The sequence below is a fragment of the Actinomadura rugatobispora genome (assembly GCF_055379765.1).
Genome location: NZ_AP029191.1, coordinates 1,158,961 through 1,173,159, shown reverse-complemented (window position 1 = coordinate 1,173,159; position 14,199 = coordinate 1,158,961). Strand labels below are relative to the sequence as shown.

Annotated in this window: 8 protein-coding genes; 2 read left to right on the top strand and 6 right to left on the bottom strand. The window is 76.5% G+C overall.

The genetic code is table 11. The features are described 5' to 3' along the window. Nucleotides 1-44: 44 nt before the first annotated feature. From ACZ466_RS04605 to ACZ466_RS04585, 5 genes are read right to left on the bottom strand one after another with little or no spacing between them, the layout of a single operon-like run. A complete protein-coding gene (locus ACZ466_RS04605) occupies nucleotides 45-3,434 on the bottom strand; it encodes a hypothetical protein (RefSeq protein ID WP_378282079.1) in 3,390 nt (1,129 codons plus the stop codon). Between the two features lie 26 nt (nucleotides 3,435-3,460). Further along, on the bottom strand, nucleotides 3,461-6,604 hold the full coding sequence (locus ACZ466_RS04600; protein WP_378282080.1) for a coiled-coil domain-containing protein: 3,144 nt from the start codon (nucleotides 6,602-6,604) through the stop codon (nucleotides 3,461-3,463). After that, the gene (locus ACZ466_RS04595; RefSeq protein WP_378282081.1) at nucleotides 6,601-7,302 is read right to left on the bottom strand and encodes a hypothetical protein; all 702 of its coding nucleotides are present in this window, start codon (nucleotides 7,300-7,302) and stop codon (nucleotides 6,601-6,603) included. Before ACZ466_RS04595 ends, ACZ466_RS04600 begins: the two co-directional genes overlap by 4 nt. Further along, nucleotides 7,299-7,853 (bottom strand): hypothetical protein, encoded by a 555-nt coding sequence (locus tag ACZ466_RS04590; RefSeq protein WP_378282082.1) that lies wholly within the window; start codon nucleotides 7,851-7,853, stop codon nucleotides 7,299-7,301. Before ACZ466_RS04590 ends, ACZ466_RS04595 begins: the two co-directional genes overlap by 4 nt. Next, entirely contained in the window at nucleotides 7,850-9,076 is a 1,227-nt protein-coding gene (locus ACZ466_RS04585) for a hypothetical protein (RefSeq protein WP_378282083.1), read from the bottom strand. The genes ACZ466_RS04590 and ACZ466_RS04585 overlap by 4 nt, the downstream gene beginning before the upstream one ends. Nucleotides 9,077-9,245: 169 nt before the next feature. Between ACZ466_RS04585 and ACZ466_RS04580 the strand changes: the two genes are divergently transcribed. Continuing rightward, a complete protein-coding gene (locus tag ACZ466_RS04580) occupies nucleotides 9,246-11,723 on the top strand; it encodes an ATP-binding protein (protein ID WP_378282084.1) in 2,478 nt (825 codons plus the stop codon). A 64-nt stretch (nucleotides 11,724-11,787) separates the two neighbouring features. Then, entirely contained in the window at nucleotides 11,788-12,726 is a 939-nt protein-coding gene (locus ACZ466_RS04575) for an AMP-binding protein (RefSeq protein WP_378282085.1), read from the top strand. 15 nt (nucleotides 12,727-12,741) lie between these two features. On the opposite strand, the gene ACZ466_RS04570 is transcribed toward ACZ466_RS04575, so the two are convergent. After that, nucleotides 12,742-14,175, bottom strand: coding sequence for an aldehyde dehydrogenase (locus ACZ466_RS04570; RefSeq protein WP_378282086.1), 1,434 nt, complete (start codon nucleotides 14,173-14,175; stop codon nucleotides 12,742-12,744). Between the last annotated feature and the right edge of the window lie 24 nt (nucleotides 14,176-14,199).

The window sequence follows — 14,199 nt, the reverse complement described above, 5'->3', positions numbered from 1 at the left end:
CCACCGCTCGTCGGTGCGTGTGACGCTCGGAGGGGAGCGCGGGTTCATTCCTCCGCGGTCAGAATGGTGCGCGCCGCGTAGGTCACGTCGGGGTTCGGGTGGACGCGCAGGCGGCGGAGTACGGCCCTCCACTCCTCCGGCCAGCCCGCGCGCGGGCCCTGCGTGTCGGCCAGGGCGCAGGCGAAGAGGCCGGAGGCCAGGTCGTCGCGGGAGGCCAGTCGTACGGCGTGCGGCAGGGCCGCCTCGGGGCCCGGCTCCAGTGCGCCGTGGTACCAGGGGGCGACGCCCTCGTCCAGGTCCAGGACGTGGCGTCCGAACGCGAGCGAGCGCGCGACCCGTTCGACGGCGAAGGCGCCGCCGATGGGCCGGGCGGCGAGGGCGTCCAGCCGCGCCTCGGCGTCCGGGGCGTCCCAGGGGAGCGTGGCGGCGAGGAGCTCGGACGCCAGCGGCTCGGGGAGGCAACCGTCGAGGGCGCGGACGACGGGTTCGTTCTGGGCGCGGTTCATGCCGTGGCTGGTTCGGGCGTGCCCGACGATCGAGGCGAGGCGCTGCGCGGCGGGCAGGTCGCGTTCGGCCTCGGCGTCGCGGGCGTCGCGGGCGGCGGCCAGGTTCTGCACGGCTGCGGCCAATTCCTCCAGGCCGTGTCCGGCCTGGACGCACTGGAAGAGGGAGCCGAACGCGGAGTCCCAGGTGCCGGTCCGGTCGAGGTCGGTCAGGTGCCCGGCCAGGAGCGCCGGGACGCCGGGCGCGTAGGTCGCCCACATGTGCAGCCAGGGCAGCGCGGACGTCGACGCCTCCGGGTCGTCCGAGCGGGCGACGTCCAGGACCAGCTCGGCGAACCGCGGGCGGTGTTTCTCCTCGACCATGTACGGGCGGGCGTCGATGACCTGCCGGGCCACGTCGCGGGGGCCGCGCGCGGCCTCCTCCAGGATCCGCAGCGCCCGCGGGTCGTCCAGCCGGTCGCGGGCGGCCGAGGCGATCGCCGCCCGCACGTCGCGGTGCTGGCCGGGATCGTCCCAGGCCGCGGCGACCACGCCCATCGCGTCCGGCACCCGGTTGCGCAGCAGGATCCGCAGCGCCTCCTTCCGCGCGGTGATCTTGCCGTCGGTGAGTACGGGGGCCAGCAGGGCGGTCAGCTCGGACGGCGCGACGAACCGGGTGGCCCGGCTCGCGGCGTACATCGCCACGTGCGCGTCGTCGGAGGAGGCCAGGTCCAGCAGGTCGGGCAGCAGTTCGCCCGGCGCGGCCAGCCAGACGGAGGAGGTGAGCGCCAGCCGGGACAGGTAGGCGTCGTCCTCTTCGAAGTAGGCGCGCAGGTGGGGGTCGTAGTAGCGGCGCAGGTCGTCGGGCGTCGCGCCGGGTACCCGGGCGACGATGGAGACGGCCCGGCCGCGCTCGCTCGTGGGCGTGGCGGAACTGGCGGCGATGCGGTGCAGCAGGTCCCGGTACTCCTCCTGCTGGCGGCCGGTCCAGCGGCGGGTCAGTGGTGGGTCCGCCAGCGGTACGTACCGGACGTCGGGGTGGCGGAAGCGGCCGGGCGGCGCCTCGTCCGACAGCGCCACGTTCAGGAGGTCGGTGCGGTCGCGGGCGATCGCGTTGAACACGGCCGGGATGAGGACGGTCGACGGGTCCTTCTCCACGACGCGGCCCACGCGCTCGGCGCGGGCGCGCGGCGCGGCCAGCCAGAGCCCGATCGCCTCCCGGATCACGCCGTCGTCGCGGGCGTCCAGGGCGCGCTCCAGGCCCTGCTGGATCTCCGGGACCCCGGCCGCGCGGTCGCGCAGCGCCCGCGCGAGGGCGAGTACGAGGCGGTGGTCGTCCCGGGCACCCGACCTGTCTAGGTGCGCGGCCAGGGCGCGGCCGAGGGCCAGCTCCCGGCCCTTGGGCAGGCCGTCGCGGAGCCGTCCCAGCCGCAGGGTGCCGGACTGTCCGGCGAGCCTGCGCAGCATGTCGAACGCCAGCTCCAGCAGCTCGGCGCCGGCGTCGGCGGCGCCCTGGCGGCACAGCGCGACGGCGAGCCGGGTCAGCTGGTCGCGGGTCCCGTACGAGCAGTCGCGGGCGGTCAGCGCGTCGCCGGTCATGCGGGCGAACGCGGGGACGTGCGCGGCCCGCAGCATCGCGGTGGGCAGCGCGGCGAGCGAGCTCAGGGCGCTGAGCCGCACCGGGTCCTGCTCGTTGCGGAGCCGCCCGAGGTCCTGGTCGAGCAGCCGGGTCAGCACCTCGGGGGAGCGGGCGCGCCCGGCGCACATGATCAGCAGCTGGTAGCCGGTCGCGCGCTCGTCGGCGTCCGGCCTGCGGGTCAGCCCGCCCAGCACGGGCAGCGCCTCGTCGTAGGGGAGGAAGGAGGTGAGGTACCAGACCTTGCGGTGGTCCTGGGCGACCCGGGTCAGGCCCAGCGTCCGGCGGGCCTCGCGGGCGCGGGCCGCGTGCGGGAGCACCTCCATGAGGCCCTGGTCGAGCTCGGCGGTGGACAGGTCCACGCCCGTCATCGCCGCCGTGAACAGCTCGTCGCGGCGGGACGGCGGGGCCGCCTTCAGCAGCAGCGTCAGGGCGTGCGTGTTCTCCCGGACGGCGCGCGCGAACGCGGCCTCGTCCAGGTCGCCGAGGCGGATCAGCCGCTCGCGCACCGCCCGGGGGACCAGCAGGCCGGGCAGATGCCTGCGGTGCTCCTTGGCCAGCAGCAGCCGCTGCGTGCGCTCGGGGTCGGCCTTGAGTAGCTCGCCCAGCCGCGGCACCAGCGTGTAGGGCGGCGGCTCCTCGCCCCAGTGGCGCTCCAGCAGCGCGAGCACGCGGCCCGGGTCGTGCGGGACCGCCGCCGCGACGCCCGGACCGTGCCAGGCCCACCAGTAGCCGCGGAAGTTGTCGGGCGTCCGCTCCAGCTGGCGCTCGGCGTAGTCGAGTACGACGTCCGGGTGGGCGGTGCCGAGCGACTTCCAGTTCGGCACGGCGTGCGCGAGGCCGTCCAGGCGCTCCCGCACCGCCTCCTCACCGCAGGCCGGCAGCAGCGCTGCCGCCTCGGCCGCGCCCCACAGCTCGGCGACGCCGTCGATGAGCCGCTCGGCCAGATCCGCGCGCCGATACCGGCGGACCGCCTCGTACGCGGCCGCGCGCAGCGCCGAGGGGGCGTCCCGCAGCAGTTCCTCGAACGGCTCGGGCGGAGCCCCCAGGCGTACTGCCCAGCGCACCGCGTCGAACGCCAGGTCGGTGGCCGGGTCGCGCATCGTCCGGGCGATGTGCGCGATGGACGCCTCGTCCCGCACGGCGGTCGCGGCGAACAGCGCCAGCGAACGCTCGTAGTGGCCGCGACCGTCCAGCTCGTCCAGCAGGTCGCGCAACTCCGCCGACCCCGCGATCCGGCGCAGGTCCGCCAGGCGGCGGCAGCGTGCGGAGTAGGCCAGCGGTTCGATCTCGGCGAGAAGTTCGTCGGCGCGCATGCCGCGCCATACTGCCGGATCAGCGATCAGGATTCATCTGGAATATCCGCGTCCTCGGCGGGCCGCGCGGCGGTGACCTGGGCCGCCAGCATCCGCACCCGGGCCGCGTGCTCGTCGTACCCGACCACCACCGGCGGCTCGTTGTAGGGCATCGTGTCCGACGAGCGGCGCAGCTTCACGTACTGGCCGCACGCGTCGATCGCGTACGGCTCCATGTCGTCCTGCAGCGCGCCGATCACCGTGATCCCGTGCGTCTCGCCGATCTTGCGGAACAGCGCCACGGCCTCCTTGCGGTGCTCCTTGCCCAGGTTGCGGCCGAGCTCGTCCAGGACCAGGCAGAGGCGACCGCCGCCGGAGCTGGCCAGCGCCGCCGCGCACACCAGCTTGACCGCCTTCTCGTCCATCAGCGCGGTGTTGGCCCGCCGGTTGTACGGCACGTACCGCTGCCCGTCCGAGCGGCGCCACTTCGGCGTGACCCGCCACCGCCACTCCTGCTCGGGGTCGCCGGGCGGCTCGGGCGTCGGGAACTCCAGCGTCGCGCCGTAGCCGCCGTAGGACACGTCCAGCTTCTCGAACTCCTCCGACACCCGCTGCAGCCGCGCCCAGATCGCGGCGGTCAGCGCGGTGCGGTGCGCCTCGGCCGCGCCCGCCGCCTCCTCGGCGCCCTTCTGCGCCTTCTCCAGGTCGGTGCGGCGGCCCGCCAGCTGCACCTCGATCTGCCGCCGCTGGTGGCGCTCGTAGTCCTCCTGCTGCCGCAGGTAGCCCTCCAGCGCCTTCACCAGGCGGGGGAAGGTGGACTGCTCGCGCTCGGTGCGGCGGCCCTCCCCGTCGGTGCGCTCGCGCAGCAGGAACCGGATCTCCTCCGGCATGTCCTCGTCGGACGGACCCTCCGGGAACACGTGCCGCAGCGCCTCCGACAGGTGCTTCTCCGCGCTGTGCCACCACTCGGCGGGCGTCCAGGTGCCCTCGTCGGCGTCCAGCGTCGCCAGCCACTCGGCGGCGCCCTCCCGCGACCCGCCCCAGTCCTTCTCCAGCTCGGCCAGGCCCAGTTCGGCGCGCCGGTCGGCCAGCTCGGCGGACGCGGAGCGGATCCGGTCGCGCTCGCGCTCGTGCCCCTCCCGCCGCCCGCGCAGCCGGTCGACCTCCAGGGCCCGGGTGTCGGCCTTGGCCTGCAACCGGCGCAGCGTCTGCTCGGCCGCCCCCAGGCGCGGGCCGAGCCGCGCCTCGCCGCCCGCCAGCTCCTCCAGCCGCTCGCGCAGCTCCACCATCCGCTCCCGCACCGCCTGCAGCTCGGAGGCCGCGCGCGCCGCCGTCAGCCGCCGCCCGGCCACCGCCACGTCGGCGGCGGCGTCCTCGGCCCCGCGCCGCGCCTCGCCGAGGGCCTCCCCGGCCTCCTCCAGCGCCGCGCGGGCCGCCCGCATCCGCGCCTCCCGGCCGGTCACCGGCTCGGGGAAACCGCCCACGATCACCACGCCCGTGCCGTCCCCGCCGTCGAGCGCGGTGAAGAACCCGGTCAGCGGCCGGACGCAGCGCACCCCCTCGGGGTGGCCGCCCGCCTCACCGGCCGTTTCCGCGTCCGCCGGAACGATCATCGAACCGGGCAGCCCGGCCAGCGCCTCCGCCGCGCCGTCCAGATCACCGGGGCCGACCACCACGGCCTCCCGGTACGGCCACAGCGCCGCCTCCCAGCGGTCCCGGACCTCCGGCGCCAGCTCCACCGAGTCCAGCAGCCCGACCGCCGCGATCCCCGCACCGGCCAGCGCCCGGATCTGCGCCGGGGCGCTGCTCTCGCCCGCCTCGGCAGCGGCCACCGCCCGCTCCGCCCGCGCCACGGCGCCCTTGGCCATCCCGAACCGCTGCTGCGCCTCGTCGCGTCGCGCCTCCGCCTCGGCCAGCTCGCGGGACGCCGCGTCCACGTCCCGGCCGTCGGCCTCCCGGAGCCGCTCCTCCAGCGCCGACACCTGGTGGCGCAGCTCCTCCAGCCGGTTGCGGGCCACCGCCTTGTCCGCGCCCAGCGTGTCGGCCTGCCCCTTCAGGTCGGCCAGCGCCGCGCCCGCCTCGGCCAGCCGCTCCTCCAGCGCCCCGCCGGTGAGCTGCTCGATCTCCTTCTCGGCCGCGCGGATCGCCGCGACGGCCTCCTCGTTCTCCTGCCGCAGCCGCTCCTGCCCGGACGCGTGCGCGGCGTCGGCCGCCGCGGCGTCCACCAGCAGCCGCGCCTGCCGCGTCCGCCAGAACCGCTGCGCCCCCGCCACCGCGTCCCGGGCCCGGTCCCGCCGGTCGAAGGTCTTCAGCAGCGCCGCCGCCTCGCCCTCCCACCCGGCCAGCCGCTCGGCCGCCTCCGCCGCCCGCGCCCGCTCCCGGTGCTCCTCGGCCCGCGAGGTCCGCTCGGCCTCCAGCTCCCGGTCCAGCCCGGTCAGCGCCGCGATCGCGCTGAAGATCCGCTCCGGGGTGATCTCGTTCAGCGGCTGCGACAGCAGGTTGGTGGCGACCTTGGAGCGCACCGAGGTCGACAGGAACGACACGCACCGCACCTTCCCGCCGTACAGGACCCGGTTCAGGTCCTTGGCGACCAGGTCGCGGCGGCCCGCGCTGCGCGGCAGCCCCGCCCACAGCCGGTCGGCCAGCGCCACCCGCTCGGCCTCCGACGGCGCCGCCGCCAGATGCACGCCCGGCTGCCAGCGGATCTCCAGGTGCGGCGCGTCCACGTTCACCCGCAGCCACACCGTCAGCGGGCCGTCATAGGGGTCGGCCTCCTCGGGGTCGGCGGGCTCGGCGCGGACGGGCTCGGCGTCGGCGTGGTCGAAGACGCCGACGATGTACCCGTGGTCGGCGCTGGCCCACTGGCTGTCGCCCTGCGCCGCCAGCTCCGCGTTGAACAGCAGCTCCGCCACCGCCCGCGCGCCCGACGCGAACCGCCACTGCTCGTCGCCCAGCAGCGCCGTGATCGCCGCGATGAACGACGACTTGCCCGCCCCGTTGGAGTCCTTGGGCCCCTGCCCGGCCACCACGATCAGCGTCCCGGGCACGGTCGGCACCGGATGCGTCGACAGCCGCGAGATGTTCACCGCCTGCACCGCCACCAGCGTGCGGTCGCCGACGATGTCGTCCCCGGCCGGTCGCGCCGCCGCGACCCCCGGCAGCAGCGGTTCCGGTTCCAGCACGGCCGTCATGAGCTCCCCCGAACGTCGTCGAACTCCCGGCCCCGGCGGCGGGCGCGGATCGCCGCGGCCAGCGGCGAGTCCGGCCCCGCGGCCAGGATCAGCTCCTCCTGGAGGCGGCGGCGCGCGACGGGCGTCAGCCGGTGGAACTGCGCCCCCGGCACGAACCCGCCCGCCTCCTCCCCGGCCCCCTTGACCTGCGCCACCAGCCCCGCGGTCCGCAGCCGCCGCAGCGACGCCTCCAACTCCCCGACCGGCAGCTGCGACCGCCGCCGCAGCTCCTCCAGCGGAGCCGGGTACGTCGAGGTCCACGCGTCGTCGGCCAGTAGCCCCGCCGCCCGCGGGATCGCCACACTGTGGATCAGCACCAGCACCAGCGCCGCCCGGTCCTCGACCGGCAGGACGCAGTCCGGATCGGCGCCCAGCACCGCCGCCACGTCGTCCCGGTAGCCGGAGACCCACCCCGTCCCGTCACCGCGGGCGGACGGACCGCCGCGGCCCCCGGACCGGCTCGACCGCACCAGCGTCCGCCCGCCCAGCCGCAGCATCTCCTCCAGCGTGCGGCGCAGCGCGGGCTCGCGCAGCGCCGCGAACCGCACCTCCGGAACCGGCTCGGCCGCGTGCTCCACCGCCATGTACGCCGCCACCAGCTCCGCCCGACGCCGCTCGTCGTACGAGCGCAGCAGCGGCTCGAACATCTCCCCGCTCATCCGCTGCCTTCCGGTTCTTCCGGGGGCGGCTGCGGGAGGCGGCGCAGCAGATCGCGGAGCGAGGCCAGCGACTCCTCCCGCCACAGCGCCACGCGCGGCCCCGGCCGGACGGTCCCGCCCGCCTCGTCCAGCAGCAGCCAGCCGGTGTCGGCCAGCCGGCGCAGCTCACCGGTGGCCCAGCGGCGCGCCAGCTCCGGATCGCCGCGCGACATCCCCGCGTACACCTCCAGCACGGCCGCGACCGCCGCCGCCTCACCCGGCCACGGCGCGTCGTCCAGCCGCGTCCAGCAGCAGCGCAGCGCCGCCGCCAGCACCCGCCGCGCCTGCCCGGTGCGGTCCAGCGGCACGGGCGCGACCTCGTACTCCTCCAGCAGCGCCGGAGTCGCCCCGTCGGGCCACGACGGCAGCGGCCACACGCGCTCGCCGTCCGACGCCCCCGCCATCCCGGCCGGCATCGGCTCCGACACCGCGACCGGCGCCGGCCCCATGACGCGGGCCCGCGCCCGCGCCAGCACCTCCGGATCCACCCCGGCGGCGAACTCCCCGGTCACGGGCCCGTCCTCTCGAAGACCCCCGGCGTGACCCAGCTCGGGACGCCGTCGGGACGGGCGTGCAGGCCGTCCGACCACACCAGCCGGTAGGGCAGCTCGGGATGCAGGTTGACCGACGACAGATCCGACAGCAGCCGCCGCGCCGCCACCCAGTCCTGGGCGAGGACCTCCTCCACGGCCACGCGGTCACGGCCCCGCAGCACCTGCTCGGCCACGCCGCGCAGCCGCTCCACGGCCGCGGCGTCGCCGCCGGTGTCGTCCGACAGGCCCCGGTCCGGCAGCGACGCGCGCGGCGGCGCCGGACGCGGCGGCGTGGTGCGCGGGCCGTCCTCGACCGCCGTCACCACCGCCGACGGCTCGTGCCACGGCGCCGCCGCGTCGAACACGAACCCGTCCAGGATCCCCGCCAGCTCCTCGCGCGAGGCTGTCCGCGCGAACGTCCGCCACGTCTCCGGCGGCAGCAGCGTCAGGTTGCGGGTGGTGCCCGCCGAGTCCGACAGCCGCGACGCCGCGCGCCGCGAGGCGTCGCCGTAGGAGTAGATGGCCGCGCGCAGGTCGGTGCAGGCCCGGTCAAGCTCAGGCCAGCGCCGCAGGATCGCCCCGTGCAGCCGCTCGGCCCGCCGCAGGATCTCCTCGGTGCCCCACAGCTTGGGCGCCTGCTCCCGCAGCTCCTCGATCGTGCCGTTGGTCAGCGTGACCAGCTCCACGCTCCACAGCCGGAACGCCCGCGCCAGCCCCTCGGCCCCCGCCCGCGCCTGCTTCGCCGTCATCCGCGGGTCGGCCACATTCAGCTGCTCCAGCGCCAGCAGCCGGTGCATCTCGCTCTGCCCGCCGTCCAGCATCATCCGCCGCACGAACATCAGCCCGACGACGCTGGTGAACGACGCCCGGTAGCGCAGCTGGTTGGGCTTGGGGAACACCTCGCGGATCGCGCCGAGCCCCTTGAGGACGCGCAGCCGGTTCTCGAAGACCTCGGTGGAGTAGCGGCGGCACACGTACCGCATCTGCTCGCGGCTCAGCCCCTCCTCGCCCGCGTCGGCGAAGGCGGCCAGGAGCGTCTCGGCGACGTCCACCAGCTCCGGATCGTCCACCACGGCGCCGCTGTCGCGGGCCAGCGCGGCGAACATCTGCCGGTAGACCCCGAGCACGGCCTCGCCCACCAGCACGTCGTCGAGGCTGGCGGCGCCGGCTCCGCCGGCCGCGTTCTCTGAGGTGGGGGACACGGCGCACTACGGTACGGCCACACGGCCCCCAACGTGGAATCGGCGCCACTGGACGCTTCGTCAATACCTGTCAAACCAGGGACGCAGCAGGTGCGGCGGTGCCACACTCGGGACACCACACGGGGAAGTCACGGGCCGCCCATCTGAACAGTTGAACAGTTGTGGACGCATGACACCGCTCAAGAGCACGACCGGCGGCGACGCCGCCGGAACCAATCTGCCCGTCGAACCCGACCCCTTCATCGGACGCGAGCGCGACCTCGCCGACCTGCGCGCGCTCCTGGAGACCGTCCGCGCCGTCACGCTGTGCGGAACCGGCGGCATCGGCAAGACCCGGCTGGCCGTGCGCCTCGGGCACGCCCTGCGCGGCGCGTACGCGGACGGCGTGTGGCTCGCCGAGCTGGGCGACCTGCCCGCGCACGGCCCGCCGGACCCGGTCGCCAGGAGGGTCGCGTCCGTGCTGGGCGTGGCCGAGGAGGACGGGCGGCCGCTGCCGGAGACGCTGGCCGACGCGCTGCGCGGCCGGCAGGTGCTGCTCGTCCTGGACAACTGCGAGCATCTGGTCGCCGACTCCGCCCGGCTGACCGGCGCGCTGCTGGCCCGCTGCCCGCGGCTGCGGGTGCTGGCCACCAGCCGCGAGCCGCTGCGGATGGCGGGGGAGACGGTGTGGCGGGTGCCGCCGCTGGAGCCCGCCGAGGCCGCCCGGCTGTTCGAGGAGCGGGCCCGCGCGGCCCGTCCCGACTTCACCGCGGGCGGCGGCGCGGTCGAGGAGATCGGCCGGGCGCTGGACGGGGTGCCGCTGGCGCTGGAGCTGGCGGCGGCCCGGGTGCGGGTGCTGTCGGCCGAGCAGATCGCGCACCGGCTGGCCGACCGGTTCCGGCTGCTGAACGCCGGCGACCGCACCGCGCCGCCGCGGCAGCGCACGCTGCGCGCCGCGATCGACTGGAGCCACGAGCTGCTCGGCGAGGAGGAGCGGGTCCTGCTGCGCCGGCTGGCGGCCTTCTCCGGCTGGACGCTGGAGCAGGCCGAGGCGGTGTGCGCCGACGAGGTCCTCGGCGCCGACGAGGTGCTGGACCTGCTGGCCGCGCTGGTCGACAAGTCGCTGGTGACGGTGGGCGCCGAGGTCGCCGGCGAGGTCCGCTTCCGGATGCTGGACAGCGTCCGCCGGTACGCGGCCGAGCGGCTGGACGCGGCGGGCGAGGCCGCGGCGGTGCGGACCCGGCACCGCGACGCGCTGCTGGAGGCCGCCGAACGCCACGGCGAGATCGGCATCGCCGAGCAGGCCGCGCCGTGGGCCGCCCGGGTCGAGCTGTTCCGCCGCTATGACGCCGAGCTGGGCAACCTGCGCGGCGCGCTGTCCTGGTCGCTGGAGAACGGCGACATCGAGGAGGGCCTGCGGATCTGCACCGCGCTGCGGACGTACTGGATCGTGCGGGGCCAGGCCGCCGAGTGGGCTGAGTGGACGGACCGGTTCCTGGAGCGCGGCGACGGCCTGCCCGCGCCCGTGCGCGGTCCGGCGCTGGCCGGGCGCGCGCAGCTGGCCGTCGGGGGCCGCGACTTCGCGCAGGCGCGGGCGTTCGCGGAGGCGGCGCTGGAACCGTGCCGGGAGGCCGGGGACGACTTCATGACCGCGACCGCGCTGGTCACCCTCGCCGAGGCCGACACCCGCGCGGGACGGCTCGCGGAGGCCGCGGCCCGGCTGGCGGAGGCCGACGCGCTGGCCGCGCAGCCGGGGCAGGAGTGGAACCGGGCGTACGGGTCGATCGCGCGCGGCTACCTGCGCATCCGGGAGGGGCGGCTGCGCGAGGCGCGCGAGCCGCTGGAGTCGGGGCTGGAGACCATGCGCGGCATCGGGCAGCTGTGGGGCGCCGCGCACGCGCTGATCGGGCTGGGCCGGCTGGACGAGGCGCGCGGCGACCGGCCCGCCGCCCGCGCGCACTACGGCGAGGCACTGCCGATCCTGCGGGAGATCGGGGCGCGCCCGGAGCTCGCGCGGGCGCTGGCCGGGCTGGGCCGGGTCGCGCTCGACCAGGACGACCCTGGCGCGGCCCGCGCCGCGCTCACCGAGAGCCTGCGGCTGAGCCGCTCCACCGGCATCCGCCTGGACATCTCCCGCGCGCTGGACGCCTTCGCCGAACTGGCGGCCCGGGAGGGCGACCCGGCCGGGGCGGTGTTCCTGGGCGGCGCGGCGGCGGCGCTGCGGGAGGCGGCCGGGCGGGCACCGGACGCGGGCGCGCGGTTCGAGCGGGAACTGGAGCCGCTCCGCCGCGAGCTGGGCGAGCCGCTGGTCGCGCAGCTGTGGGCGGAGGGCCGGGCGGCCACGCTCGACGAGGCGGCCGGGCGGGCGCTGCGCGAGCCGGACCCCGCCGGGACGGCGGCGGCCGCGCCCGCCGCGCCCGCCGCTCCGGTCACCCCGCCCGTCACCCCGCCCAGCGTCCTCACCGCGCGGGAACGGGAGATCGCGCAGCTGGTCGCGCGCGGGCTCAGCAACCGCGCCATCGCCGCGGAACTGGTCATCAGCCCCGCGACCGTGGCACGGCACGTCACCAACATCCTGGCCAAACTCGGGTTCGGCTCGCGCGCCCAGGTCGCCGCGTGGGCGGTCGACCGGCTCGACTGCGGACCCGGCCCGGTGAGGAATGGGTGACGTACACACCCGACTACACACATCTTCGGATGTGGGGCGGGGCGCGGCGTCGTACGGTCGGGCCATGTTCGACCGGGACACCGGCCTGCCGGCCGTTTCCGAGATCACGGTCACCGGGACCGTCATGGAGGCCGCCCTCAGGCACGCCGCCGCCCGGCGCGACCGGCCCGCGCTCATCGGCTCGGGCCGGTCGGTCGGCTACCCGCGGTTCGCGGAGGTCGTGCCCGCCGCCGCCGCGGGACTGGCCCGGTACGGCGTCCGCCCCGGCGACGTCGGCGCGATCCACCTCGCCGACCCCTGCGACACCGCGCTGGCCGTGCACGCCGTGACCGCGGTGGGCGCCGTGCCCGCCCCGCTGCCCGCGCACGCCTCCGCCGCCGAGCTGGCCCGGCTGATGAACGAGTGCGGCGCCCGGTTCCTGATGACCGGCTCCGGGGAGGAGGCGGTGCTGGCGCTGGCCGCGACCGAGCGCGCCTACGTGCGGCAGGTGTTCGCGTTCGGCGACCTGCCGGGCGCCACGCCGTTCGCCCGGCTCGTCGACGACCACGGCGGCGCCGCTCCCCCCGCCGCGATGATCGACCCGCTGCACGACGTCGGGCTGCGGCTCAGCGAACCGCCCGAGGACCTCACCCACGCCGACCGGCTCGCCGACCTGTACCGGCTGGGCGGCGCGGCCGGGATCGTCCCCGAGGACGTGGTCGCCTGCTGCGCGGACGACTGCACGCCCCCGACCTGGCTCGGCCTGATGGACCTGTGCCTGGCCCAGGGCGCGACGTTCGCGGGCGTGCACGACACCGGCGCCGCCGCGCTGCTCGCCGCCGTCGAGGCGCACGGCGCGACGCTCGCGGTCGCCGGGCCCGCCAAGCTGCGGGCCCTCGCGTTCGAGACCGCGCCGCTGGCGGCCGCCCGCGAGGTGAGGCTGCTCGTCACCGGGCCGACCGGGCCCGAGGTCGTGCGCGCCTGCCGGGAACGCCACGGCTGGGCGGTCACCTTCCTCGGCTGACCCCGGGCGCCGGGGTCACGCCGGACGCGGGATGGCCTTGTGCTCCAGGTAGGGGGAGAGGCCCTCGGGGCCGAGCTCGCGTCCGAGGCCGCTGTCCTTGTAGCCGCCGAACGGGGTGTTCGGGTCCAGGACGTACAGGTTGACGCCGCAGCTCCCGGTGCGGATGCGCCGCGCGACCTCCACGCCGTGGTCGACGTCGGCCGTCCACACCGAGCCGCCCAGCCCGTAGTCGCTGTCGTTGGCGATGCGGACCGCGTCCTCCTCGTCGTCGTAGGGCAGCAGCGCCAGCACGGGCCCGAAGATCTCCTCACGGGCGATGCGCATGTCGTTGGCGACGTCGCCGAACAGGGTGGGGGCGACGTACCAGCCGCGGTCGTGGGGACGGTCCAGGCCGCCGGTGATGAGCTTGGCGCCCTCGTCCTGCCCGACGCGGATGTAGCCCTCGACGCGCTCCTGCTGGCGGCGCGCGGCCAGCGGGCCGATCTCGGTGCCGTAGTCGGCGGGGTCGCCGACGTTCAGGCCCGACACCATGGCGGCCAGCGCGTCGGCGACCTCGTCGTAGCGGGACCGCGGCGCCAGGATGCGGGTCTGGGCGGCGCACGCCTCCCCGTTGTTCATCAGCGAGGCCATCTTGAAGCCCTCGATGGTGGAGGGCAGGTCGGCGTCCTCCAGGATGATCGCCGCCGACTTGCCGCCCAGTTCGAGGGTGGCGGGGCGCAGGCGGCGGCCGCAGGCGGCGCCGATCTGGCGGCCCGCCTCGGTGGAGCCGGTGAAGGCGACCTTGTCGACCCCGGGGTGCTCGACCAGGTAGGCGCCGGTCTCGCGGCCCGCCGGGACGAAGTTGACCACGCCCTCGGGCAGCCCGGCCTCCTCGATCCACTCGGCCAGCAGGTAGGCGTCCAGCGGCGCCTCGGGGGACGGCTTGGCCACCACCGTGCACCCCGCGATCAGCGCCGGGGCCAGCTTCATCATGAGGGTGAACTGGGGGACGTTCCACGGGTAGATCGCCGCGACCACCCCGACCGGCTCGCGGGTGACCGTCACCGGGCCCAGCATCCCCGGACGCTCCTCCTCCCAGGTGAAGGAGGCGGCCAGGTCGACGTAGTACTGCAGCACCATCTGGGGGAGCGCGGCCTGCCCGAAGATGGAGAACAGGATGGGCGAGCCCATCTCCTCGGTGACCAGGTCGGCCATCGCCTGCTGGCGCTCGGCGTAGATGGCCGACAGGCGGCCCAGGATCTCGGCGCGCTCGGCGGGGGCCATGCGCGGCCAGGGGCCGTGGTCGAAGGCGTGCCGGGCGGCGGCGACGGCGGCGTCGATGTCGGCGGGGAGGCCGTCGGGGACCCGCCCGACGACCTCCTCGGTGTGCGGCGAGAGGACGTTGATCGTGCCGGTTCCGGCCGGGGCGGTCCACTGGCCGCCGATGAACAGCCGATCGTGCTCGCGCATGCTGCCGCACCTCCGCGCGGGAAA

What these genes read in the sequence shown, in the direction of transcription:
- ACZ466_RS04605 (WP_378282079.1), bottom strand. Translation starts at nt 3,434, where the DNA reads ATGCGCGCCGACGAACTTCTCGCCGAGATCGAACCGCTGGCCTACTCC.
- ACZ466_RS04600 (WP_378282080.1), bottom strand. Translation starts at nt 6,604, where the DNA reads ATGACGGCCGTGCTGGAACCGGAACCGCTGCTGCCGGGGGTCGCGGCG.
- ACZ466_RS04595 (WP_378282081.1), bottom strand. Translation starts at nt 7,302, where the DNA reads ATGAGCGGGGAGATGTTCGAGCCGCTGCTGCGCTCGTACGACGAGCGG.
- ACZ466_RS04580 (WP_378282084.1), top strand. Translation starts at nt 9,246, where the DNA reads ATGACACCGCTCAAGAGCACGACCGGCGGCGACGCCGCCGGAACCAAT.
- ACZ466_RS04575 (WP_378282085.1), top strand. Translation starts at nt 11,788, where the DNA reads ATGTTCGACCGGGACACCGGCCTGCCGGCCGTTTCCGAGATCACGGTC.
- ACZ466_RS04570 (WP_378282086.1), bottom strand. Translation starts at nt 14,175, where the DNA reads ATGCGCGAGCACGATCGGCTGTTCATCGGCGGCCAGTGGACCGCCCCG.